Genomic DNA, 22,840 nt, shown 5'->3' with positions numbered 1-22,840 from the left:
TTCGTCATCCCGGCTGCGCCGGGATGACGACTTAGGAAGAGTCGCGCAGCTTCAGAACCGAATATTCGCTGTCAACATCGCCGAACGCGGCGAACCCGGGGTGTAGCGGTAGCCGCTCTTGTTGATCGCCGCGACGTAGTTCTTGTCGAACAGGTTGTAGAGATTCAACTGCAGGTCGAAGTGCTTGGTCACCGGATACATCGCCACCGCATCGAACACCCAGTACGAGCTGACGAAAGCGGGCGTGCCGACTGCACCATCGGTGCCGCGCTTCAACTCGCCGTTGTAGCGCGCGCCGCCGCCGATGCTCAGTCCGAACGGCAGATGGTAGGTGGTCCAGGCCGTGAAGGCGCTCTTGGGCGTATAGGCCAGATCGTCGGTGCCGTCCTGGGACACGTTGGTGCCGTTGATCACCTTGGCGTTCATGGTGGTGAAGCCGGCGGTCACGGCCCAGTTGTCGGTGATCTTGCCGACCGCGCTCAGCTCGATACCTTCCACGCGCTTCTTGCCGATCTGGTAGTACAGCAGGTCGACCGGATCCTGCACGAGGTCGTTGGTGACCACGGTGCGATAGATCGCGCCGGTCAGCAGCAGCTTGCTGTCGGCCACCTCCCACTTGGTGCCCACCTCGACGGTGTGTGCGCGCTGCGGATCGAAGTTGGGATTGTCGGCGCTGTTGACCGAGCTGCTGAGGGTCAGCGTGCTGCCACCCGGCGGCTGCTCGGACACGGCGTAATTGAAGTAGATGCTGCCGTTGGGCGCCGGCTTGTACAGCACGCCGACCTTCCAGTTCGGCAGGTTGCCGCTCTTCTTGGCATCCAGGCCCGGGACCACCGAGCCGGTCGGCAGCGTGCCGCAGACCGGACCATTCTTGGCGCCGCAGGCGACCATGCTGGAGAAGTCGGTGCTGTAGTGATCCAGGCGCACGCCGCCATTCACTTCCCAGGCTGTACCGAACTTCAGCGTGTCGAATACATAGGCCGAGGCCGTGTCGGTCTGACCGTTGGTGTAGGCACCATTACGACCATAAATCAGGCCGGTGACGTTCTCGTTCGGGTCGTACAGATTGGCCGCGGGCCACGTGGTGCCATTGAGCGGCACGATACCGATGGTGGTGGCTTTCTCCTGGGTCAGCTCGATGCCGGTGCTCAGGTTGTGCGTGATCGCGCCGGTCTCGAAGTTGGCCGTGATGTTGGCCTGATCGGTGATGATGCGATTGCTCTGATGCTTGAAGGTCGGCAGGCTGCGCGTGATCGTCCAGGTCGACGGATCGTTGATATGGGGCGTGGCCAGCGTGGTGGCCGACAGCTGATACGAAGTCAGCAGGTAGTCTTCGGTGGTGCGGCCCCAGCGCAGCGTGTTGTGCAGGACCACGTCCGGATTGAAGTCGTGGTCGAGGCGCACGGTGAACATGTCCGCCTTGACGTGATCGTGGTCGGCGGTGGTGCCGTAGAAATTCGACGGGTCGACCGGGCGTGCGCTACCCAGTTGCGGGCGCAGTGGATCGGGCGTGCTGAAACCGGGCAGGCCGATCGTCGGCACGCCGCCATCGGGTACGTTGGCCTGCTTCACGTGCAGAAAGTCGACGTACACGCGCGTCGGCGAGCCCAGGCCGAAGGCGAAGGTCGGCGCGACACCCCAGCGGTTGTTCTGGATGGCATCGCGGCCCGGCACGCCGCTGTCCTGGGCCATGACGTTGAGGCGGAAGGCGGAGGTATCGCCGGTGACCTGGTTCCAGTCGGCGGTGACGCGGCGACGGTTGGCACTGCCGTACGACAACGAGGCCGAGGTGGCGTTGTCCAGTTCCGGCTGCTTGCTGACCAGGTTGACCGCGCCGGTCGGGGCGGTGCGACCGTTGTCGGTGCCTGCCGGGCCCTTGGTGACTTCGACCTGTTCGATGTTGAACACATCGCGCGAGATCGTGCCGAGGTCGCGCACGCCATCGACAAAGATGCTGCTCGAGGTATCGAAGCCGCGCATGTAGATGCCGTCGCCGGTCGTCGTGCTGCCGTTCTCGCCGACAAAATAGGTGCCCACGCCCGGGCTGTTGCGCAGCGCTTCGGTCAGGGTGCTGGCGCCTTGCTCCTGGATCAGCTCCTTGCTGATCACCTGGATGGTCTGCGTGGTATCGAGCAGCGGCTGGGTGAATTTGGGCGAAGAAACCTTATCGACCTTGTAGTTGCTGGTGGTCGAGGCATCGACCTGCAGGCCCGGCAGGTTCTTGGTGGTCTTGGTGTCGGTCGTCGTTGCCGGCGTCGTATCGGCATCGTTGGCGATCGCCGGGGCGCTCAGGGCCAGGCCCGTCATCAGGGTGGCGGCGGTCGCGATGCTCAGCGCGGTCTGCGGCAGGCGGCGGGCAACAGGATGCTTACGACTAGTGATGTGGGCCATGGTTTCTTCGCTGAATTGGAAAACGTCGGATCGACGGCTGGCCCGCTGGGCGAAAACCGTTACTCGCCGCGCATCTGCGCGGCGATCCATAGTTCGGGTGGCATCCGGGCGTTCTCCCTATCCAGATGCCAATGATTCAGCGAATGTTATTTTTAATGAGAATGATTTGCAATATGCATTGCGCTGGACGAACGCCACATCCACCAGGTCCCGGATCAAGGTGCGTCAGCGCGGTCCTTTGAGGCATCCGCTGGCGTGTTCGGCATTTCCATGAGCCAGCGCGACAGCCAGCCGAAGATCATGAACAGCCAGAAGGGTGCCCAGAGGTACATCAAGACGAACGCGCCGTATTCCAGTCCACGAAAAACGATCGTTGCCAGCGTCGGATAGCGGCCCAGCAGCCAGAGGGCCAACAAGCAGGCTCCGAACAACCAGGCGAAAGGCTGCAGCTGCCTCAGCTCGCGGCGCATGGATGGCGACATGGTGATTTGCCCCTCCCCCAGGGCATCAGGTCGCCAGCACTGAACTGGCGACGGTTGTCATGATGATCGATGCCCGGGATAAAAAAAACGCCCCCGCGAGCGGGGGCGTTTCTGACGATCGGAAGGTTTGGGCCTTACCAAATCTTCACTTGCTTATCGCCCGAACGGACCATGGCATCGCCTGGCTTGCACTGGAACGCCGATGCGAAGGCTTCCATGTTCGACGGGGCGCCGATCGCACGCAGCGAGGACGGTGCATGCGGATCGGTGTTGAGATACAGGACGGCCTGCTTCTCACGCACGCTGCCGCGCCACACGCGAGCCCAGTTCAGGAAGAAGCGCTGGTCCGGGGTGTAGCCGTCGACCTTCTGGGCTGCATCGTCCGGATGGGCCTTCAGCGCTGCCTGCAGTGCGTCATAGGCCACATTCAGGCCGCCCAGGTCGGCGATGTTCTCGCCCAGGGTCAGCTTGCCGTTGACGTGCAGATCGGGCTTGTCCTTGAGCGGGGCGTAGTCGTTGAACTGCTGCACCAGCTTGTCGGTACGGGCCTCGAACTTGGCCTTGTCGTCCTTGGTCCACCAGTCCTTGTTGTTGCCGTCGCCGTCGAACTGGGCACCTTCGTCGTCGAAGCCATGGCTGGCTTCGTGACCGATCACCGCGCCGATACCGCCGTAGTTGATCGCGTCGTCCGCGCTGGCATCGAAGAACGGCGGCTGCAGGATCGCGGCCGGGAAGTTGATCGTGTTGTCGGTCGGGTTGTAGTACGCATTGACCGTCTGCGGGGTCATGCCCCAATCCTTGCGGTCGGTTGGCTTGCCGATCTTGGCGATGTCGTAGTCGTAGTTGAACTTGGCCGCGGCCTGCGCGTTGGCGTAGTAGTTATCCGGGGTGATCTTCAGGTCGGCCCAATCGCGCCAATGATCCGGATAGCCGATCTTCGGCAGGAAGGTGTTCCACTTGGCGATCGCCTTTTCCTTGGTCTCGGCGCTCATCCAGTCGAGGTTCTCGATGCGGGCCTTCAACGCGTTACGCACGTTGGTGACCAGCTCTTCGGCGCGCTGCTTGGCTTCGGGCTTGAATACCTTGTTCACGTACAACTGGCCCAGTGCTTCGCCCATTTCGCCGTTGACGGCGCCGAGCACGCGCTTCCAGCGGGGCTTCTGCTTCGGCTGACCAGCGAGGGTCTGGCCGTAGAAGCCGAACTTGGCATCCTGGAAATCCTGCGACAGGTAGTTGGCCGAATCGTCGATCGCATGGAAGCGCAGGTAAGCCTGCCACTGGGCGATCGGTGCGGTGGCGAGCAGCTTGTCGAACTCGGCGAAGAACTTCGGCTGCGACAGCGAGAAGCCCTTCTCGACCTTCACGCCCTGGTCGGAGAAGAAGGTGTCCCAGTTGAAATGCGGGGTCACCTTGTTCGCTTCCTTGACGGTCACGAAGTGGTACTGGTTCTTCGGGTCACGCTCTTCGACCGGTGCCAGCGAGGCGGCGGCCAATTGCGTTTCGAACTTCAGCACCTGGTCGGCCTGGGCCTTGGCATCGGCTTCGGACACGCCGGTCAGCTGCAGCAGCTTGGCAATATAGGCCACGTACGCGGTGCGGATTTCGGCGTACTTCGGATCGGTGTAGTAATCCTTGGTCGGCAGACCCAGGCCCGCCTGGTTGGCGTAGCCGATCTGCATCTTGGCGTCCTGGAAATCCGGGCTCGAGCCGAAGCCGAACACGTAGCCGTTGCCCTCGGCGTAGTCCTTGCTGATGAAGCTGGCGACGTCGCCGCCATTCTTCAGCGCGGCAATCTTGTCCAGTTCCGGCTTCAACGGCTCGAAACCGGCCTTGTTGATCGCGTCTTCGTTCATGCCCGAGCGATACAGCCAGCCGATCTTCTGCTCGATCGAGCCGGCCTGGGCCTGTTCGGCACCCTTGTCGGCGGCGTCGACGATCTCGTGCTGGGTGTTGAGGCTGTTTTCGGCCAGTTGGTCGAAGGCGCCCCAGCGGGTGCGGTCATCGGGGATCGGGTTGGCGGCAACCCACTTGGAATTGACGAAGCCGTTCAGGTCGTTACACGCGTTGAGATTGGTGTCCAGCTCGCTGATGTCGAAGACGCTCTTCTTGGCGCCAGCGGCGGCAGCAGTGGTGCCGGCGGCGGCCGGAGCGGCTGCGGTGGTGGACTTGGCAGGTGCGGCCTGGTCGGCTTGCTCCTGCTTGCCGCAGGCCGTCAGGGCCAGGGCAACGCTAACCGCAAAGGCGAGCGGTTTCAGAAACGGCTTGGTCATAGATGTCCCTCTAAGTAAAACGCCCCCGCGGGCGGTTATGTCGTGTCGATCAAGCCGCGCCGGGTGATCCCGGTCACGGTCATGACCCTCCAAGCTAGGTCAATAGTCATGGAGCGGACAGTGTCAAAGGTCAGGGGCCAAACGGCAACAGCAAAACGGCCTTGTACACAGGCACAGGGCCGTTTTTGATGCGGTCGGGCTACCAGATCTTGACCTGTTTGTCGGCCGGGCGAACCATCGCGTCGCCCGGCTTGCACTGGAAGGCCTTGGCGAAGGCTTCCATGTTCGACGGCGGGCCGATGGTGCGCAGTGCGGCAGGCGAGTGCGGGTCGGAGTTGATCAAGACGATCAGCAGCTTCTCCCGCACGTTGTCGCGCCACACACGTGCCCAGTTCAGAAAGAAGCGCTGGTCGGGCGTATAGCCGTCGATCGACTGGGCGGCTTCTTCCGGATGCTGCTTCAGAACGTTCTGTAACGCATCGTAGGAAACGTTCAAGCCACCAAGATCGGCAATGTTCTCGCCCAGGGTCAGCTTGCCATTGACGTGCAGATCGGGCTTGTCCTTGAGCGGGGTGTAGTCGTTGAACTGCTGCACAAGCTTGGCGGTGCGTGCCTCGAACTGCGCGCGATCCTGTTTGGTCCACCAGTTCTTGTTGTTGCCGTCGCCGTCGAACTGGCTGCCCTCGTCGTCGAAGCCATGGCTGGATTCGTGGCCGATCACTGCGCCGATGCCACCGTAGTTGATCGCATCGTCGGCGCTGGCGTCGAAGAATGGCGGTTGCAGGATCGCGGCGGGGAAATTGATCGTGTTGTCCTGCGAGCTGTAATACGCGTTGACCGTCTGCGGGGTCATGCCCCAGTCCTTGCGATCGGTCGGCTTGCCGATCTTGGCCAGGTCGTAGTGATAGTTGAATTTCTGCGTGGCCAGCATGTTGCCGTAATAGTCGTCCGGCTTGATCTGAAGGCCCGACCAGTCGCGCCACTTGTCCGGATAACCGATCTTGGGCAGGAAGGTCTGCCACTTGGCGATCGCCTTGGCCTTGGTTTCGGCGCTCATCCAGTCGACGTTTTCGATGCGCGTTTTCAGCGCGTTGTGGATGTTCTCGACCAGTTCCTCGGCACGCTGTTTCGCCTCGGGCTTGAAGACCTTGGCCACGTACAACTGGCCCAGTGCTTCGCCCATGCCGCCGTTGACCGCATCGAGCGTACGTTTCCAGCGGGGCTTCTGCTTGGGTTGCCCCGACAGCGTCTGGCCATAGAACGCGAAGCGCGCATCCTGGAAATCCTGCGACAGCAGGTTGGCCGAGCCATCGATGGCGTGGAAACGCAGATACGCCTGCCACTGTGCGATCGGCGCGCTCGCCAGGAGCTTGTCGAACTCGGCGAAGAACTTCGGCTGCGACAACGAGAAGCCCTTGTCGATGGTGATGCCCTGCGCGGCAAAGAACTTGTCCCAGCTGAAATGCGGGGTGATCTTGTCGGCTTCTTTCACCGTGGCAAAGTGATATTGGTTTTTCGGATCGCGCTCGTCCACCGGCGACAGCGACGCAGCAGCCAGCTGCGTTTCGAACTTCAGCACGTCGTTGGCCTGGCTTTTTGCATCGGCTTCGCTGACGCCGGTCAACTGCAGCAGCCTGGCAATGTAGGCAACGTAGGCCGCGCGAATATCGGCGTACTTGGGATCGTTGTAGTAATCCTTGGTCGGCAGGGTCAGGCCGCCTTCATTCGCATAGCCGATCTGGATTTTTGCGTTCTGGAAATCCGGGCCCGAGCCGAAGTTGAAGATGTAGCTATCACCTTCGTTGTAACGCTGGGCGATAAAGTCGGCGACATCGTTGCCGTTCTTCAACGCGGCGATCTGGTCGAGCTCGGGTTTCAACGGCGCGGCGCCGGCTTTGTTGATCGTCGCCTCGTCCATGCCTGAGCGATACAGCCAGCCGATCTTCTGTTCGATCGATCCGGCTTGCGCGCTGTCCGCGCCCTTGTTCATCGCATCGACGATGTCGTGCTGGGTCGCGAGGCTGTTTTCTTCCAGCTCGGAGAAGGCGCCCCAACTGGAGAAGTCGTCGGGAATCGGGTGCGCCGCGGCCCATTTCGCGTTGACGAATCCGTTGAAGTCCTGGCAGGCGCTGATGTTCGGATCGAGTTCGCTGATATCGAACGGATTCTTCTTCATCGCCGGCGCGGCGGCTGTCGTCGTGGCCGTGGCCGGTACGGAAGCGCTGGTGGCCGGTTTGGCCGGCGCGGCCGGTGCTGTCGCCTGTTCGGATGGGCCGCAGGCGCTCAGCATCAAGGTAGCGCCGATTGCCAGGCAAAGCGGCTTAAGGTACGGCTTGTTCATTGATTTCCCCTGTCGTGAAGCCCGAACGGGCAGCCCGCGCGATGCGGCGAGATGTTATTAAGTAACGAAAATTAGGCGGAAGTGCGGGCGCGGGTGAGTGTCGGAAGTCAGGGTAGGGTGCGTAAGAAATTACGATGCAAGCGGGCGTATGGACGTCCGAATGCATGTCTTGCCGCTGTTACTGGCGTGTCATCTGTGCTGTCTAAGCTGCGGGAGTTTCGTGCGTAGGGGGCGTGCGCAAACCCACCCATCCGGAGACTCACAGCCATGCGCAATCGTCTTGCCGCTTGCCTAGCCGCCTGCATCCTTACCGCGTCAGCCGCCTCGTTCGGGCAGTCGCAACAAACCGTCGATGCTTCGCTGCACCGCGGCCCCCAGGCACCGAAGACCGCCACCCCGATCAAACATCTCGTGGTGATCTTCCAGGAAAACGTTTCCTTCGATCATTACTTCGGCAGCTATCCCCTCGCCGCCAACGGCAAGGGCGAGCCGACGTTCTATGCGAAGCCTTTCACGCCCGACGTCAACGGCTTCACCGCGAAGCTGCTGACCAAGAATCCGAACAAGCTCAATAGCGATAACGGCGACGGTGCGATCAACCCGTTCCGCCTGAGCCGCGCCCAGGCCGCCACGGCCGACCAGGACCACGACTACGCTGCCGAACAGCTCGCCTTCGATGGCGGCAAGATGGACCTGTTCCCGAAGAACACCGGTTCGGGCGAAACCCTGCCGGGCGGATCGGCCGCCGAAAACGGCGTCGGCCAGGTGATGGGCTACTACGACGGCAATACCGTCACGGCCTACTGGAACTACGCCCAGAACTTCGCCATGAGCGACAATAGCTATGGCACCACGTTCGGTCCATCCACGCCTGGCGCGATCAATCTGGTTTCCGGCCAGACCAATGGTGTCGACCAGACACTCAACGGTACGGGTGCCGTGGCCGACGACGGCCATGGCGGCCTGACCCTGATCAGCGACGCTGATCCGATCGACGACGTGTGTTCCTCGCCCAGCGGCAACCAGGTGCATCTCACGGGCAAGAACGTTGGCGACCTGCTCAACGACAAGAACATCACCTGGGGCTTCTTCGAAGGCGGCTTCGACCTGACCAAGACCAATGCCGATGGCAGCACCGGCTGTGGCCGCCAGACTCGCTCGGCGGTGACCAATACCAACAAGGCCGACTACATCCCGCATCACCAGCCGTTCCAGTACTACACCTCCACTGCCAACCCGACCCACGCGCGTCCCAGCTCGGTCGCCAAGATCGGCAGCACCGACCAGGCCAATCATCAGTACGACATCGATGATTTCTACGCTGCGGTGGACAACGGCAACATGCCGTCAGTGAGCTTCCTGAAGGCGCCGGGTTTCCAGGACGGTCATGCCGGTTATTCCGATCCGCTGGACGAGCAGCAGTTCGTCGTGCACGTGATCAATTTCCTGCAGCAGCACGACGAGTGGAACGACACCGCGGTGGTCATCGCCTATGACGACTCCGACGGCTGGTACGACCACCAGGCCGCGCCGCGCGTCAATGCGTCCAGCACCAGCGACGACGCGCTCGATGGCGCCGGCGCCTGCAACGCCCGCGATACGCTGCCGGGCGTTGCCCAGGGTAACGGTCACGCACAGGGCCGCTGCGGTTACGGCCCGCGCCTGCCGTTACTGGTGGTCTCGCCGTGGGCCCGCCAGAACTTCGTCGACCACAACGTCAGCGACCAGAGTTCGATCACCCGCTTCATCGAAGACAACTGGCTGGGCAGCAAGCGCCTGGGCGGCGGTTCGTTCGATGCGATCGCCGGCAAGATCGACAGCATGTTCGATTTCCACCAGCCGTTCATTTTTGAGCGTAAGCTGATCCTGGACGAACAGACCGGTCAGCCGAAGAAGCCGTGGTGGTGGCCGTTCTCGTTCAATGCACCCGAAGCATGGAATCATCGCTCGCACCACACCACCAAGCTGGGTTGATGCATGGCCAAATGTAGTAACGGAATTCATACGACAGGGAAAGCCGCGTCTTGGATCTGACACGGCGTCGATTGCTCAAGTGGACCGCGTTCGGCCTGACGGCCGGCGCGGTTCCTGCACGTCTGCTGGCCCATTCGATGAGCATGCCGGCGGGAAAGATGGCCGGCAATGCACTATGCAAGCACGCGGCAACCGAGCCGGTGACCTTGCCGCCCATGCTCGACCCGACCCGGCTCAAGGCGTTTGTCGATCCACTGCCGATTCCCTCGGTGATGCGCGCGAGCCATGGCGAGACGCTCAAAATCGCCATGCGCGAAACCGAACAGCGCCTGCATCGCGATCTCAAGCCGACGCGTGTGTGGACCTATGGTGGCTGCATGCCCGGCCCGACGCTGGAAATGACCAGCGGCCAGCGATTGCGCGTGGAGTTTCCCAACGATTTGCCGGGTAAACATTTCCTGCCGATCGACCACAATATTCACGGCGCCGAGAAAGATCAGCCTGAAGTGCGCGCTATCGTGCATCTGCATGGCGGACGTACGCCGACATCCAGCGACGGTTATCCGGACGACTGGTATGTGCCGGGCAAATCGCGCGTCTACGAGTATCCGAATAAACAGGATGCAGCGACGCTGTGGTATCACGACCATGCGATGGGCATTAACCGGCTCAACATCTATGCCGGCATGTTCGGTCTGGCGCTGCTGCGCGACAAGCACGAAGCGTCATTGAACCTGCCGCAAGGCGAGCAGGAAATTCCGCTGGTGCTGTGCGACCGCCTGCTCACCCAGGATGCCCAGCTTTATTACCCGGTCTCCGGCCAGCCCGATGCACCGTGGGTGCCCGAAGTGTTCGGCAATGCCGTGCTGGTCAACGGTGCCTTGTTGCCTTACCTCGACGTGCAACCACGTCGCTATCGCTTTCGCGTGCTCAATACCGCGAACGGGCGCTTCTTTCATCTGAGTTTGCGCGGCCGCCGTCCGTTTTTGCAGATCGGCAGCGACCAGGGGCTGCTTGCCGCGCCAGTCACGCAAACGAATCTGTTGCTGGCGCCGGGTGAGCGGGCCGACCTGGTGATCGATTTTGCCGAGCTTGCCGGTCAGAGCATCGAGCTGATGAACGATGCATTGCCGGTCATGCAGTTTCATATCGGTAGCCCAAAGGCGAACGACACCAGTCAGGTACCGGCCAAGCTGCGCGATGTTCCGCGCACGGCCGAATCATCGGCAGTGAAGACGCGGCTGCTCACCCTGGACGAGTACGCCGATTGCGTTGCCGAGCCGATGCTGATGTTGCTCGACGGCAAGCGTTGGCATGAACCGGTGACGGAACGGCCGAAGCTTGGCAGCACGGAAATCTGGAGCTTCGTGAATCTCACTGAAGATACGCATCCGATTCATTTGCATCTGGTGCGGTTTCAGGTGCTCGATCGGCGGCCCTTCGATATCAATACCTGGATGGATTCCAAGACCGTTCGCTACAAGGGGCCGGCGCAAGTGCCGCCGGCGCACGAGCAAGGCTGGAAGGATGTGGTGCAGGTTTATCCAGGGATGGTGACGCGCATTATTGCGACGTTCGATGGGTATGCCGGGCGGTATGCGTGGCATTGTCATCTGCTTGAGCATGAGGCCAATGAGATGATGCGGCCGTTTGAGGTGGTTGCTGGGTAGGTCGTTGCTTCAGTCCCACAACATCGTCATCCCTGCGTAGGCTGGAGGCGCTTTACAACAGCGAAGCTGGTCATCCAGTGGCTTCGGTTGTCTGTTGTCGCGAAAGCATGCATCGCTCTGGCTTATCATTCGTGCCAGAAAGTCGCCTGCGGCGTGTTTCGCCGACCTGCCGGTCGCCGAGTTACTTTCTTTGCTTGTCCAAAGAAAGCTAACCAAAGAAAGGACACCCCTAGTCCGCCGTCCTTCGGACCGTGAGGTCTGGCCGGGCTTTAGGACGGGACATCCGTGTCCCGTCCTAAAGGCATCGACGTCCTGTCGATGCCCCCTTCGGGGCCTTATCGTCCAAACCTCACTCGGCTCCCGAGGGGGCCCGAAGAGCTGACCGCTCGCTACGCATCGCTTGCCAGGAGCGAAGAGCAAAATCCAACCTCGCTCTAATTTCCCCTATTCGTCATTCCGGCGTAGGCCGGAATGACGAAGTAGGAGAGGCTGCGTAAGCGGCCAGGTCGCGAAAGCACACAGGCAAGAACCAAACACTGACGCCACTGGGTTCCGGCCTACGCCGGAATGACGAAGTACGAGGGGCTGCATAAGCGGCCAGGTCGCCCAAACACAACAAGGCCACCAAGAAACCAAATCAATCCCCCCGCGAGTTCCACCGCCGCAACGCCCGCGTCTCCCTCTCAAACCCAAGCACACTCACCGTAGCCGTATCCAACAACAAGTGCGAACCCGTCAAAGCAAGCCCATTCATCCAACACCCACCCAGCACCCGCAAAAAATGCCCATGCGAAAACAACGCAACACGCCCCCGCATGGTCAACAATCGCTCGATCAGGGCATTCGCCCGCAACTGAATCTGCTCAATGCTCTCGCCTTCGGGCACCGGCGAATTCCACACCGTCCACCCCGGCACGCTTGCGCGTATCTCCGTCGTAGTACGGCCTTCATAGATGCCGTAGTTCCACTCGCTGAGATCGGGTTCGACCCGCGAGCCAGCCCCAAGCCCCGCCTCGCGACACGTATCGATCGCACGCGACATCGGACTGGTCAGCACGACATCGAACGATTGTTTCGCCAATAACGGTGCAAGCGACCGCGCCTGCTCGCGACCGTGCTCGGTCAGCGGCACATCGGTGCGGCCCGTATGTTGTCCCGACAAGCTCCACTCGGTTTCGCCATGACGGATCAGCCAGATTTCCAGCGTGGGATGTTCATTCGATGCGGTGATGTTCATGCGATACCTAGTGCTGTAGCGTGCGGAGCAATTCATTGGTTTGCGCGGAGTCCAGGCGAAGTACCGGATACGCACCCACATCCTGCGTGGTGTACCAGGGCGAGCGCTGGTAGAAGAAACTCAGGCGTGCATTGCTGTCCTTGGCGAAGGCAGGATCGTCCTTGAGCTTCTGCTCGAACTGCGCTTTCAACGCGGGATCCTTGCTCATCATGTCGCGCGCCAGCTTCTCCAGGACTCGCGATTCGCCATATTCCTTCTGCTCGAAGATGGCATTGAGATAACCCCAACGCAACAACGAATCAGGTGCCTGCGGTTCAAGCAGCTCGATCGCAACGTTCGCCGTACGCTGGTCCATCGGCACGATCACCGAGCCGGGGGGCAGTTCGACCTTGCGTGTCATGGGCACCATCGTAAAGTCGCGCAGCATCAGGTGATCTTCGAACGGCTTGCTGGCCCACTGTGGATGGTCGATCTGATAACTGCCGGCAGTTACGTCCTGCGCGATTTTCAGGCGGCGATAGGCGATGCCATGTGCGTCGAGCTTCTCGATGATCTGCGTCCATTGCGCAGGTATGACGTACGCTGCGGGTGGATCGATCGAGATATCCGGCAACAGGCCGTTTCGGTTGTCGATGGTGTATGTTTGAGGCTTGCTAGGGTCGTACTGGATCCAGTTCGTGTCCGATACATCGCTATGTGTGGTCGAGAAGGCATAGCCCTTTAGCTGGAACGGTTCGGCGCTGGGGTCGGGCTTGAACGTCAATGGCACGGACGCCTTGGCGTCGGTGGCGCGTGCAATGACCTGTTCGTCGGCGTGCTTGTTCACGGCCAGTAATGACTTCGGATCGCGGCCGATATTTTCCAGCAGCAGTTCGACCAGATCGTAGGTGCCGCGCACGCGTACCTCGTATGGCTTGAGCATATGCGTTTCGATCAACAGTGCAGGCCGATTCTGCAGGGCCACATAGCCGGTGGAGAAACGCGGCCCGGAACCGAAGTTCTCGATGCCCTTGCGCGGATCGCGGCCATCGACGAATTCGAGATAGATCGACGCCAGATGCCCACGTTTCTCGTAGGCAGGTATCGCCTGGTCGACCATTAGATGCCGTTGCCATTTCGCCACGCCAGGATCGAGCTTGTGCGGGTCTTCGGTGTACCAGGTCAGGTCGTATTGGTAATCGGCGCCATCGGTGGTGTGCACGTCGACGAAGAAGTCAGGCAACCATTGCTGCCAGAGTTTCAGCCATGCCTGTATTTCGGGCGCATCGGCCTTGACGTAATCGCGGTTGAGATTCAGGTACTGCGCCTGACCGCGGAAACCCATGCTGTTCGGGCCGTTTTGATTGATGCGGTTGTACGGACTGGCATGCTCGTGGCCGTCGACGCTGAAGACGGGAATGTAGATCAGCACGACGTGATCGAGCAGATGCGGCAGCTTGCCGGTCACGGCGAAGTCGCGTAGCAACATGAGCCCGGCGTCCTTGCCTTCGATCTCGCCCGGGTGAATGCCCGCCTGCACCAACACGATGGGCTTGCCCGTGCGGCGCGCCGCATCCGGCGTAAACGTGCCGTCACCGCTGGCGACCACGGCCATCATCGGCCGGTCTTGCGGTGTCGTGCCGAAACGTACGAGTTTGAGTTTGTCCGGCGCCGCAGCGACGAGTCGCTCCAGGTAGTCGAGTGTCGTGGCGTAGTCGGGCGTGGTGCGGAAATGAGCGGCTTCGGCTGGCGTGGTCCAGTCGGTCGCATGTGTGATCGGGGCAAGTCCCAGCAGGCCGAGCAAGGCAAGTTGATGCAGCTTCATTCGCGGTTCTCTGACAAGGCAGGTGAAGCGGGCAGGGTATCGGGTGCCACTGCGCCGCCGGAAATGATGAAAGCCATAGCCTGGTCCATGGTCCAGTCGGTCGGTGTCAATTCGTCGACTGGAACCAGCTCCAGATAGCCGCCCGTGGGGTTGGGCGTGGTCGGGATATAGACGGCGGCCATCTCGCGGCCAGTACCTTCTTCGATCATCAGGCGCGTGACGAAGCCGACCACCTTCATGCCGGGGCGTGGAAAGTCGACCAGCACGACGCGCTGCAGGCCCGAAGGTTTTTGCTGTAGCACCGCCATCAACTTCTTGGTGCCGCCATAGATCGTCTGCACCAGCGGAATCCGTGCCAGCAGCCCGTCGAATGCCAACAGCAGCCGCTGGCCGATCACACGGGTCGCCAGCCAGCCGAGCAGGTAAAGCGCAAGCACGGTAATCAGCAGGGCCAACAGCGAGGTTGCCCAGGAGTTTTGCAAGGCCGCAGCCGCATCCGGCGAGTGGGTCGACGCCGCACCCAGCAAGGCGTCGACCAGCGGCGTGCCGATGCCGGCGAGCAGACCGAACACGAACTTGAATACCGCCCAGGTCACCCAGAGCGGGATAAACGTCAGCAGGCCGGTAATGAGATAGCGTTTGATGCGCAGGTGCGTCATGGGAATGGCCGGGGCGGAGCTTGGGGAGTGGCCATTGTAGTGCCCGAGCTGCGCCAGCTACGCACTTTCCACCCGGTTAGAGCATGAATCGGTTGCTGAAGATGCCCCAGCCAAGGAACAGACAGACGGCTATCCAGCCGACCAGGGTAAACCGCTCCGCTTTTTGGTTATCGACCTTTCTCAATGCCATCCAGAGGGCGAACGGGATGATGGCGTAGCGATTTTCGATAAGCCACGACGACGACAGATAGAACGCCGCAAAGGGATAGATGAGCACACCTGACGGATGTTCGAACCGGGTGAGTGCGATGCTGCACGCGGCCAGTCCTACCAGCGCGGCAAAGAGCCGCCGCGGGAGGTCATGTTGCACCATGGCGATAAAGTGGTTGCGAACAGAGTAGTAATCCGGCGTGACGACATTGTCGTAGCTGCCTTTGAGCTTAGCGAAACAGACAAACAGCACAACGATCGCCAGAACCCAGAGTGCGGTTTTCCGCTGGGAAAGAAGGCGCTTTGCTCCGGACAACATCGGGTAAGGGAAAAACAGCGCGAAGAGAAACAGCGCGAAGTAGATATTGCCAGCGTGCAAGCTGGCATCCGGGTGGTAAGTCGTCAACGCGCTGGACAGAGAAATGCTGCCGTTCCAGATCCAATAGGCAATGAACACCGCGACTGGCAACAGGTAGGGTGCGCCAATGCGGATGGCACCGCGCCAGTACCGTGAAGGTGTCCAAAGTTGGGACTGTATGCTTGGCCAGAGTGAAACGAGGGGGAGAAAACCGGCCCAGACGACATTGTTTTGGCGCACCATGATCGATGTGGTAATCGTGATGGCGGCCAACAGGTGCCGTTGTTTCAATGAGGCCAGTGTCGCGCCGAGCACAAGCGCCAGCGACAGCACGTCGGTATAGACGAGGAAATAATAAGGAAATAGAAAAGGCAGGAAGAAGAGCGCCGCGGTCGATTGCAGGGCGTCAGGATCTCCCTGGGATCGCCGGATGGCGAAAAAGAGGCTTGCGCCTGCGAGGCTGAACAGCGCGCTGGCGATTCGCATCGCGGCGACGGAACTGCTGGAAGATAGCTTCAGTAGTATCGCTACGAGCCCGTGATAGCCGGGAATCGTTGTCAGATACGGGTGGACGGTGAATTGTCCACGTAGAAAATACTGGATTTGCGGAATGTGGACGCCTTCGTCGCAGCACGGTTGAAAGGCCCATATGGCGTAAATCAACCCGCAGGCCCACAGCAATGCGATCAGGCACGGCCATAAGGCCTGTTGCGTCCAGGTTTTCGTCGAAATCATTGATTTCATTTCCATGATGCGGCTCGCAATCCCCCTTGGATGGCTATGTCTGATGCCGTTTTGCGAGCTTGGGGAGTGTGGCAGATGTCGGGTATCGGACCAAGGTCAGGTGTGATTTTTTTCGCGCGCCTGCGAATCATGGTTTGAACGGGGAACGGCGAAGGACACATGGCAAGACGCATCGATCAACGGGATTTCGAAACGCGCTTACGCGACCATCGTGGCCTGATCGCCAAGGTAGCCAGTGTCTACGCGTTCTCGCGCGAGGACCGGCTGGACCTCGAGCAGGAGATCAGCGTCCAGCTATGGCGTGCCTTTGGCAGTTACGACGAGCGGCGCGCGAAGTTCTCCACCTGGTTGTACCGGATTGCCTTGAACGTGGCGATTTCGCAGGCGCGTCGTCGTCGCGACGATGGGCGGCTGGAGCCGTTGGAGGCGCATCACATGGAAAGCGTGGCAGGCGAAGAGCGGCCCGAACCGGACGAACGGCTGCAGGTGCTGTACGGGTTTATCGGTGAACTGGACGCGCTCAATCGCGCCTTGATCCTGCTGTATCTGGAAGATCGCAATTACGGAGAGATTGCCGAGATCCTCGGTATCAGCGAGACCAATGTGGCGACCAAGATCAACCGCATCAAACAAAAGCTGCGCGGGCAGATGGTTGCGCAACCTATCGGAGCATGACAATGGAACTGGACGAGATGAAGCTTGCCTGGAACGAACTCAATCGGCGCATCGAGCAGAGCGACGCGCTGAATGCTAATTTGCGCCGCGAGATCAAAGTCGACAAGGCGCAGTCGGCGTTACGCCGCTGGCTGTGGCTGCCTGCGGGAGAATTGGTCCTCGCATTAATCGGATGCGTCTGGTCAGCTGGCTTTCTTGCCGATAATTACAGCCTTGTATTGCAGGATCCGTGGGGTGCGGCGCCCGCATCGGTATTTTTTCTGTTGTCGGTATTTAGTGTGATTGCTGCCATCAGGCAACTGGTTACGATCGGCTCGATCGACTACGCCGCACCGGTGCTTGCGATTCAAAGGCAACTGCTTCTGGCGCGCAGGCTCCGCATTCGCCTCACACAATGGGGTTTGCTGGCATGGCTGCCACTGTGGCCACTGTTCATGATTTTCGTCGTGCAAATGCTGATGGAGTTCGGCATATACCGGCAGTTCGGCGTAGCGTGGCTGACCATCAATGTCGCCTTTGGCCTTGTTGTCGGTGCAGGAGTGGCGTGGGTGGCTTATCGTCATGCAGGATGGCTAAAGCGCTGGCCTGCGTTTGCGTGGCTGGGTGACGAGATCGCCGGCCGCAGCCTCGTCAAGGCGATGCGACAGTTGGACGAAGTGGCACAGTTCGAACGGGTTTGATCAGCGGGCGCGCGGCTTCAAGCGTACATAGAGTTGCTTGCGCACCCGCGCCACCAGCTCGCCCGCCGCGGTCCTGATCTCGGTTTCGAACCATTGCAGCACTTTCTCGCCACTCGCCGCGGCCGTACGCAATTGCTCTATGGCCGCATCGTCCATGCTGAAGTGCGCGTAGACATGGGTCTTGCCGGGAGCGACGAATTCGATCTCGCCCGCCTTGTCCCAGACGTAGTAGTCAGGCCCCAGCCGATGCATCGCCAGCAACATGTACATCGGATCGGCCATCGCAAACAGATTGCCGCCGAACTGCGAACGCACGTAATTGCGGTTCCACGGACGCAGCTTCAGCACCACCTTGGCTTCGCGCCAGTCCTCGCTCAGCCGCAATACGCGGATGCTGTTGAAGAGGTAGGGTGGCCACAGGTTCATGAGGTGGCGAAGGGTGGATGCGCGCATGAGGACGGGTTCGGGTATGGGGACCGAAAGGCTACCATACGCACGAGTATGTTGCGCGGTGGAGTGATGCTTTGTACGAGCGACGTCAGGGAACCTCGGAAAACCTCAGTTCTTCCTATCGTCATCCCGGCCTGCGCCGGAATGACGGGTAGGAAAGGTTTTTTAGAGGTTCCCTAAAGTCGCTCCTACAGGCACTTAGCGGTTTTCGCCGCTCAGAACAGCAGCGATGCCATCCGACGGCGATAACGCCCGACCAGTTCGGCGTCGTCCAGCGTGCTGAACGCGGCCAGCAGTCGTTTCTTGGCCTGGCCATCGTTCCAGTCGCGGGCTTTTTGCAGAATGGCGAGGAACTGATCCAGACCCGCGGCAGCGTCGTCTTCCAGTAACAGGCGTACACCGAGCAGATCGCGTGCCTCCCAATCGTTGCCGTCGGCCTCGACGCGCTGGCGCAACACGCCCAGCGATGGCGCGCCTTGCAGGGCCCGCGACAACTCCAACTGATTGCGCAGACGCACCGCGCGCGCATCGGTCGCGAGATTGGCCGGCAGCGCCTTGAGCTCGGCATCGGCGGCATCGGTCTGGCCGGCGCGCATCAAGGCCAGGGCCAGATCGAGCTTCAGTTCCGCGCGATCGGGCTCATGGGCAATGTCCTGCCGCAGCCGCGCAACGATCTCTTCAGGGCTTTCTTCCGGCGTCTCGGCCACGTCGTTTGCGGCTTCGCCGTCGAGCGGCTGGACATGACGGGAGAGAAATTCACGCAGTTGACCTTCGGGCAATGCACCGGCAAAGCCGTCCGCAATCTGCCCATCCTTCACCAGCATCACTGTAGGAATGGAGCGAATACCGAACATCGCCGCCAGCTGCTGGTGCTTGTCCACGTCCACCTTGCCCAGGCGGAAAGCACCGTTGTATTCGGCGGTGAGCTTTTCCAGCATCGGGCCCAGCGTCTTGCAGGGGCCGCACCATTCCGCCCAGAAATCGATCAGGACGGGGGTGTCGAGCGAAGCCTGCAGCACGTCGGTTTCGAAATTGTCCTGGCCGACATCGAAGACATGGGGATTGGCGGTGGTGCTGGTCACTTAGGGAGACTCCTGTGCGATCCGGGAGAAAATCAGGGCGGGGCGCAGCATATCAAGAGCGCGCCCGTTTCCCCGCCGGTCATCAAGATTTGCGAGAATCCGCGCCATGAACGCGCCCCAGCAGGCCTTGGACGGCAAGGAAGCAAACAATCTGATGATCTGCGAGCACTGCGATACCGTCTATCGCAGGCGTGAACTCGCGCGTGGCGAAACCGCGCGCTGCCTGCGCTGCGACGCTGTGCTGGAGCGCCATCAGCGCATCGGCACCAACGGCATGCTCGCCCTGGTGCTGACCGCGATGGTGGTGTTTATCCAGGCCAATATCTGGCCGATTGTCACCCTGGGGCTCAACGGCCAGGAGATCAGCACCACCTTGTGGGGCACGATCATCATGATGTGGAACGATCATTCGCAGGTGGTCTCCATCCTTGCTGCCGCCACCCTGTTCTTTTTCCCGCTGGCCAAGATGCTGACCCTGGGGTGGGTGCTGTTTTTCGCCCGGCGTGGCGAGCGCGCTCCCGGCTTTGCCACCGCCATGACGATCCTGCACTACGTAGGCCCCTGGACCATGAACGAGGTTTTCGTGCTCGGCGCCTTGGTGGCCATCGTCAAAGCGCATGTGTATTTCGACGTGCTGCCTAATCCGGGCATCTTTGCGTACGCGGTCCTGATGCTGCTGATCACCATCTTCGCCAGTGTCGACATGCGCCGCCTGTGGGACCTGACCGAGGCGCCGCCGGCATGAGCAACTTGCCGCGTGCGCATGAGCTGGGATTGATCGGCTGCCATGTCTGCGGGCTGGTCTGCCGCGACGTACCGGATTTGCATGACGCCACCTGTCCCCGCTGCGGGGCTGCGTTGCATCGGCGCAAGCTGGGCAGTTTCGCGCGTACCTGGGCGCTGCTGATCGCGGCCTTCTTTTTCTACATTCCGGCTAATGTGCTGCCGATCATGCGCACGGTCAGCCTGGGCGACGTGGACGACAACACCATTCTCAGCGGCGTGCTGGAACTGTGGGTCAAGGGCTCGCCGGACCTGGCGATCATCGTCTTCACGGCGTCCATCGTGGTGCCGATGCTGAAGTTCCTGGCGATGAGCCTGTTGCTGATCAGCGCTCACCGCCGTACCGCCTGGGCGCAGCGGCAACGTGCCAAGCTGTACCGCCTAGTGGAGTTCATCGGCTACTGGTCGATGCTGGACGTTTTCGTGGTCGCTTTGCTGACGGCCCTGGTGCAGTTTGGAATACTGAGCCTGGTCGAGCCCTTGCCGGGCGTCGTGTTCTTCGGTTTGACCGTGGTGCTGACGATGCTGGCGTCGATGAGTTTTGACCCCCGTTTGATCTGGGATAGCAAGGAAACCCATGACTGACCAACCCAAGCCGCCGCAAGGCCACAACGACCTGCCCGAGCCGGTCGTACGACAGCGGCGACGCTTCAGCGCCTCGGCGATCTGGCTGGTGCCGGTGCTGGCGGCGCTCGTGGGTCTTTCGCTGGTCATCAATGCCTGGGTGCAGGCCGGGCCGACCATCTCGGTGAGTTTTCAGACCGCTTCGGGCTTGGAGGCCGGCAAGACGCCGGTGAAGTACAAGAACGTGGTGATCGGCAAGGTCACCTCGATCCGGTTGAGCAAGGACCGCAGCCATGTGATCACCCGGATCTCGCTGGAAAAGAACGCCGAGAGCTTCGCCACCAAGGACACCCGCTTCTGGGTAGTACGGCCGCGTATCGGCCTGGGTGGCGTGTCGGGTATCGATACTCTGCTTTCTGGTGCCTTTATCGGCGCGGACGTGGGTGAATCGAAAGACCCCGAGGACGAATTTACCGGTCTGGAGACGCCGCCGGCCATTACCCATGGCGCGCCGGGCAAGAGCTTCGCCCTCCACTCGGACGACCTGGGCTCGCTGGATATCGGCTCGCCGGTTTACTTTCGCCGTATCCAGGTGGGTCGCGTGGCGTCCTATCAGCTCGATCGCGACGGCAAGGGCGTATCGGTGCAGATCTTCATCGACAGCCCGAACGACGGGTTCGTGACCAAGTCCAGCCGCTTCTGGAATGCCAGTGGCGTCGACGTGCAATTGGGCGCGAACGGCTTGAAGCTCAATACGCAATCGCTGGCGACCGTGCTCGCCGGCGGCGTCGCGTTCCAGGACCCAGCCGGTCCTCACGACGCCACTCCGGCGGCCGAGGATGCGCAATTCCAGTTGTTCAACGATCAGGCCACGGCGATGGCACCGCCCGATGGCGAGCCGCGTTATATCCGCATGCGTTTCGACCACTCGCTGCGCGGCCTGGCGATCGACGCGCCGGTGGAATTCCAGGGCATCAATATCGGCCGGGTGGTTTCGATCAATCTCGACTACGACGAAAAGGCGCAGCGCTTCCCGCTGGTCGTCGGCGCCGTGGTCTATCCGCAGCGACTTGGCCGCGTGCACGACAAGCTGGTAGCCATCGCGCAGGCGCGCGGTGAGGACGCCGATCTGGCGCAGATGATGGGCAAGCTGGTCGAACATGGTCTGCGTGCGCAGGCGCGCTCGGGCAACCTGCTGACCGGCCAGTTGTATATCGCGCTCGATTTCATCCCGAATGCGCCGAAGGTCGACTTCGACATCAACGCCAGGCCGATGCAGATTCCCACCGCGCCGGGCAGCTTCGACAAGCTGCAGGAGCAGTTGGGCGTGATTGTCGACAAGGTGCAGAAGATTCCGTTCGACAGCATCGGCAAGCATCTGGATCAGACGCTGGCGGATCTGGACGGTACGCTCAAGCAGGTCAATGGGAAGGTGTTGCCGGAGTTCCATAACACCTTGAAGGGAGCGCAGCAGACGCTGGGCACGGCCAACAACGCGTTGTCGTCGGACTCGCCGTTGCAGCAGAACCTGGGCGCGACCCTGCAGGAGTTGCAGCGCGCCGCGCGTTCGCTGCGCGTGCTTACCGATTACCTGGGCGGTCATCCAGAAGCCCTGATCCGTGGCCGCAAGGCCGACCCGGCGCCGCCCAAGCCGACACCGGTCGATACGCCCACGCCGCCGCCATCGGGCCCGTCGCAGCCCAAAGGGAGCAAGCCATGATTCGCCTCGGATATCGCGCACTGACGCTGGGTGCGGCCGTGACCCTGGGCGCCTGCGCCTCGGCGCCGCTGCATTACTACACGTTGATCCAGCCCGCGGGCGGCTACGTACCCACCGCCACCCGGGCGGCGATTCCCGTGCAGCCGGCGGCATTCAAGTTCGAGCTGTTGCCGGTGGCCGTGCCACCCCAGGTGGATCAGCCACAACTGGTCGTGCGCAGTGGCGACCAGGGCATGCAGATGCTCGAGGGCGAGCGCTGGATCGCCCCCCTGGCCGACGAAGTGCGCGGCGCCTTGTCGGCCGATCTGGCGCGCGCGCTCGATACCCAGGATGTCACCGGCTTGCCGGTCGGCAACCAGCCGATATTGCGGATCAAGGTCGATATCCGTCGTTTCGACTCCGCGCCGGGCAACTATGCCCTGATCGACGCCGCCTGGAGCCTGCGAGCGCTGAAGGGCGAGGGCACGTTGGCATGCACCACCCAGGTCACCACCCAGGTCGGTGCCGGCTATGACGCCCTGGTCCAGGGTCACCAGCAGTTGCTGGCGCAACTGGCCGACCAGATCGCCAGCGCCGCACGGCCGTTTGCCGACGGGCAGGGCGCGCAGTGCCCGACGGCACACTAAGAGCGACATACCCCTCACGTCGCCCCGGCGAAGGCTGGGGCTAGTGTCTTAACTTCAAGGAAGTCGCTGGGCCCCGGCCTTCGCCGGGGCGACCTGAGGAACCTGGAAATTGTCCGAAAC

At 61.3% G+C, this 22,840-nt stretch carries 18 protein-coding genes; 8 read left to right on the top strand and 10 right to left on the bottom strand.

Annotated elements, in window-relative coordinates:
• Positions 1-51 precede the first annotated feature (51 nt).
• The 4 genes from ACZ6WW_RS01445 to ACZ6WW_RS01430 all read right to left on the bottom strand — a co-directional run bounded on the left by ACZ6WW_RS01445 (position 52) and on the right by ACZ6WW_RS01430 (position 7,484).
• Positions 52-2,391 (bottom strand): catecholate siderophore receptor Fiu, encoded by a 2,340-nt coding sequence (locus ACZ6WW_RS01445; protein ID WP_465272660.1) that lies wholly within the window; start codon positions 2,389-2,391, stop codon positions 52-54.
• A 215-nt stretch (positions 2,392-2,606) separates the two neighbouring features.
• The gene (locus tag ACZ6WW_RS01440; protein WP_465272659.1) at positions 2,607-2,861 is read right to left on the bottom strand and encodes a hypothetical protein; all 255 of its coding nucleotides are present in this window, start codon (positions 2,859-2,861) and stop codon (positions 2,607-2,609) included.
• A 146-nt stretch (positions 2,862-3,007) separates the two neighbouring features.
• Positions 3,008-5,143 carry a M13 family metallopeptidase gene (locus ACZ6WW_RS01435; protein ID WP_465272658.1) on the bottom strand — a complete coding sequence of 712 codons (2,136 nt, stop codon included), beginning with the start codon at positions 5,141-5,143 and terminating at the stop codon, positions 3,008-3,010.
• 199 nt (positions 5,144-5,342) lie between these two features.
• Positions 5,343-7,484, bottom strand: a complete 2,142-nt coding sequence (locus ACZ6WW_RS01430) for a M13 family metallopeptidase (protein ID WP_465272657.1) — start codon at positions 7,482-7,484, stop codon at positions 5,343-5,345.
• Between the two features lie 267 nt (positions 7,485-7,751).
• Here ACZ6WW_RS01430 and ACZ6WW_RS01425 point away from each other — a divergent pair, with 267 nt between their 5' ends.
• Together ACZ6WW_RS01425 and ACZ6WW_RS01420 are read left to right on the top strand one after the other, a co-directional pair.
• Positions 7,752-9,458, top strand: coding sequence for a phospholipase C (locus ACZ6WW_RS01425; protein WP_465272656.1), 1,707 nt, complete (start codon positions 7,752-7,754; stop codon positions 9,456-9,458).
• Between the two features lie 50 nt (positions 9,459-9,508).
• Positions 9,509-11,128, top strand: coding sequence for a multicopper oxidase family protein (locus ACZ6WW_RS01420; protein WP_465272655.1), 1,620 nt, complete (start codon positions 9,509-9,511; stop codon positions 11,126-11,128).
• A 637-nt stretch (positions 11,129-11,765) separates the two neighbouring features.
• On the opposite strand, the gene ACZ6WW_RS01415 is transcribed toward ACZ6WW_RS01420, so the two are convergent.
• The 4 genes from ACZ6WW_RS01415 to ACZ6WW_RS01400 form a co-directional block, all read right to left on the bottom strand.
• Positions 11,766-12,365 carry a histidine phosphatase family protein gene (locus tag ACZ6WW_RS01415; RefSeq protein WP_465272654.1) on the bottom strand — a complete coding sequence of 200 codons (600 nt, stop codon included), beginning with the start codon at positions 12,363-12,365 and terminating at the stop codon, positions 11,766-11,768.
• Positions 12,366-12,372: 7 nt separating this feature from the next.
• Positions 12,373-14,169, bottom strand: a complete 1,797-nt coding sequence (locus tag ACZ6WW_RS01410) for a M14 family metallopeptidase (RefSeq protein WP_465272653.1) — start codon at positions 14,167-14,169, stop codon at positions 12,373-12,375.
• On the bottom strand, positions 14,166-14,828 hold the full coding sequence (locus ACZ6WW_RS01405; RefSeq protein ID WP_465272652.1) for a DUF502 domain-containing protein: 663 nt from the start codon (positions 14,826-14,828) through the stop codon (positions 14,166-14,168). Before ACZ6WW_RS01405 ends, ACZ6WW_RS01410 begins: the two co-directional genes overlap by 4 nt.
• A gap of 76 nt (positions 14,829-14,904) precedes the next feature.
• Positions 14,905-16,146 carry a Dol-P-Glc:Glc(2)Man(9)GlcNAc(2)-PP-Dol alpha-1,2-glucosyltransferase gene (locus ACZ6WW_RS01400; RefSeq protein WP_465272651.1) on the bottom strand — a complete coding sequence of 414 codons (1,242 nt, stop codon included), beginning with the start codon at positions 16,144-16,146 and terminating at the stop codon, positions 14,905-14,907.
• A 153-nt stretch (positions 16,147-16,299) separates the two neighbouring features.
• Between ACZ6WW_RS01400 and ACZ6WW_RS01395 the strand changes: the two genes are divergently transcribed.
• Positions 16,300-16,815 carry an RNA polymerase sigma factor gene (locus tag ACZ6WW_RS01395; RefSeq protein WP_465272650.1) on the top strand — a complete coding sequence of 172 codons (516 nt, stop codon included), beginning with the start codon at positions 16,300-16,302 and terminating at the stop codon, positions 16,813-16,815.
• A 2-nt stretch (positions 16,816-16,817) separates the two neighbouring features.
• Complete coding sequence (locus ACZ6WW_RS01390) at positions 16,818-17,495, top strand: hypothetical protein (RefSeq protein WP_465272649.1); 678 nt, start codon at positions 16,818-16,820, stop codon at positions 17,493-17,495.
• Here ACZ6WW_RS01390 and ACZ6WW_RS01385 read toward each other — a convergent pair whose 3' ends face one another.
• Together ACZ6WW_RS01385 and trxA are read right to left on the bottom strand one after the other, a co-directional pair.
• Positions 17,496-17,948, bottom strand: coding sequence for a DUF4442 domain-containing protein (locus ACZ6WW_RS01385; RefSeq protein WP_465272648.1), 453 nt, complete (start codon positions 17,946-17,948; stop codon positions 17,496-17,498).
• A 212-nt stretch (positions 17,949-18,160) separates the two neighbouring features.
• Complete coding sequence (gene trxA / locus ACZ6WW_RS01380; protein WP_465272647.1) at positions 18,161-19,027, bottom strand: thioredoxin; 867 nt, start codon at positions 19,025-19,027, stop codon at positions 18,161-18,163.
• A gap of 106 nt (positions 19,028-19,133) precedes the next feature.
• Here trxA and ACZ6WW_RS01375 point away from each other — a divergent pair, with 106 nt between their 5' ends.
• The 4 genes from ACZ6WW_RS01375 to ACZ6WW_RS01360 are packed head-to-tail and all read left to right on the top strand — an operon-like array spanning position 19,134 to position 22,720.
• Positions 19,134-19,772, top strand: coding sequence for a paraquat-inducible protein A (locus ACZ6WW_RS01375; protein ID WP_465272646.1), 639 nt, complete (start codon positions 19,134-19,136; stop codon positions 19,770-19,772).
• The gene (locus ACZ6WW_RS01370; protein ID WP_465272645.1) at positions 19,769-20,395 is read left to right on the top strand and encodes a paraquat-inducible protein A; all 627 of its coding nucleotides are present in this window, start codon (positions 19,769-19,771) and stop codon (positions 20,393-20,395) included. The genes ACZ6WW_RS01375 and ACZ6WW_RS01370 overlap by 4 nt, the downstream gene beginning before the upstream one ends.
• On the top strand, positions 20,388-22,094 hold the full coding sequence (locus tag ACZ6WW_RS01365) for a PqiB family protein (RefSeq protein WP_465272644.1): 1,707 nt from the start codon (positions 20,388-20,390) through the stop codon (positions 22,092-22,094). The genes ACZ6WW_RS01370 and ACZ6WW_RS01365 overlap by 8 nt, the downstream gene beginning before the upstream one ends.
• Positions 22,091-22,720: a PqiC family protein gene (locus ACZ6WW_RS01360; protein WP_465272643.1), complete on the top strand. Its 630-nt coding sequence runs from the start codon at positions 22,091-22,093 to the stop codon at positions 22,718-22,720. Before ACZ6WW_RS01365 ends, ACZ6WW_RS01360 begins: the two co-directional genes overlap by 4 nt.
• The last annotated feature ends 120 nt before the right edge of the window (positions 22,721-22,840 follow it).

Source organism: Dyella sp. NPDC103356 (assembly GCF_055584465.1).
Note: the sequence above shows the minus strand (reverse complement) of the source record. Positions and strands in the feature narration are given on the sequence as shown.

What these genes read in the sequence shown, in the direction of transcription:
- ACZ6WW_RS01365 (WP_465272644.1), top strand. Translation starts at nt 20,388, where the DNA reads ATGACTGACCAACCCAAGCCGCCGCAAGGCCACAACGACCTGCCCGAG.
- ACZ6WW_RS01375 (WP_465272646.1), top strand. Translation starts at nt 19,134, where the DNA reads ATGAACGCGCCCCAGCAGGCCTTGGACGGCAAGGAAGCAAACAATCTG.
- ACZ6WW_RS01370 (WP_465272645.1), top strand. Translation starts at nt 19,769, where the DNA reads ATGAGCAACTTGCCGCGTGCGCATGAGCTGGGATTGATCGGCTGCCAT.
- ACZ6WW_RS01415 (WP_465272654.1), bottom strand. Translation starts at nt 12,365, where the DNA reads ATGAACATCACCGCATCGAATGAACATCCCACGCTGGAAATCTGGCTG.
- ACZ6WW_RS01435 (WP_465272658.1), bottom strand. Translation starts at nt 5,143, where the DNA reads ATGACCAAGCCGTTTCTGAAACCGCTCGCCTTTGCGGTTAGCGTTGCC.
- ACZ6WW_RS01385 (WP_465272648.1), bottom strand. Translation starts at nt 17,948, where the DNA reads ATGCGCGCATCCACCCTTCGCCACCTCATGAACCTGTGGCCACCCTAC.
- ACZ6WW_RS01400 (WP_465272651.1), bottom strand. Translation starts at nt 16,146, where the DNA reads ATGGAAATGAAATCAATGATTTCGACGAAAACCTGGACGCAACAGGCC.
- ACZ6WW_RS01360 (WP_465272643.1), top strand. Translation starts at nt 22,091, where the DNA reads ATGATTCGCCTCGGATATCGCGCACTGACGCTGGGTGCGGCCGTGACC.
- ACZ6WW_RS01395 (WP_465272650.1), top strand. Translation starts at nt 16,300, where the DNA reads ATGGCAAGACGCATCGATCAACGGGATTTCGAAACGCGCTTACGCGAC.
- ACZ6WW_RS01440 (WP_465272659.1), bottom strand. Translation starts at nt 2,861, where the DNA reads ATGCGCCGCGAGCTGAGGCAGCTGCAGCCTTTCGCCTGGTTGTTCGGA.
- ACZ6WW_RS01425 (WP_465272656.1), top strand. Translation starts at nt 7,752, where the DNA reads ATGCGCAATCGTCTTGCCGCTTGCCTAGCCGCCTGCATCCTTACCGCG.
- ACZ6WW_RS01405 (WP_465272652.1), bottom strand. Translation starts at nt 14,828, where the DNA reads ATGACGCACCTGCGCATCAAACGCTATCTCATTACCGGCCTGCTGACG.
- ACZ6WW_RS01390 (WP_465272649.1), top strand. Translation starts at nt 16,818, where the DNA reads ATGGAACTGGACGAGATGAAGCTTGCCTGGAACGAACTCAATCGGCGC.
- ACZ6WW_RS01430 (WP_465272657.1), bottom strand. Translation starts at nt 7,484, where the DNA reads ATGAACAAGCCGTACCTTAAGCCGCTTTGCCTGGCAATCGGCGCTACC.
- ACZ6WW_RS01410 (WP_465272653.1), bottom strand. Translation starts at nt 14,169, where the DNA reads ATGAAGCTGCATCAACTTGCCTTGCTCGGCCTGCTGGGACTTGCCCCG.
- ACZ6WW_RS01445 (WP_465272660.1), bottom strand. Translation starts at nt 2,391, where the DNA reads ATGGCCCACATCACTAGTCGTAAGCATCCTGTTGCCCGCCGCCTGCCG.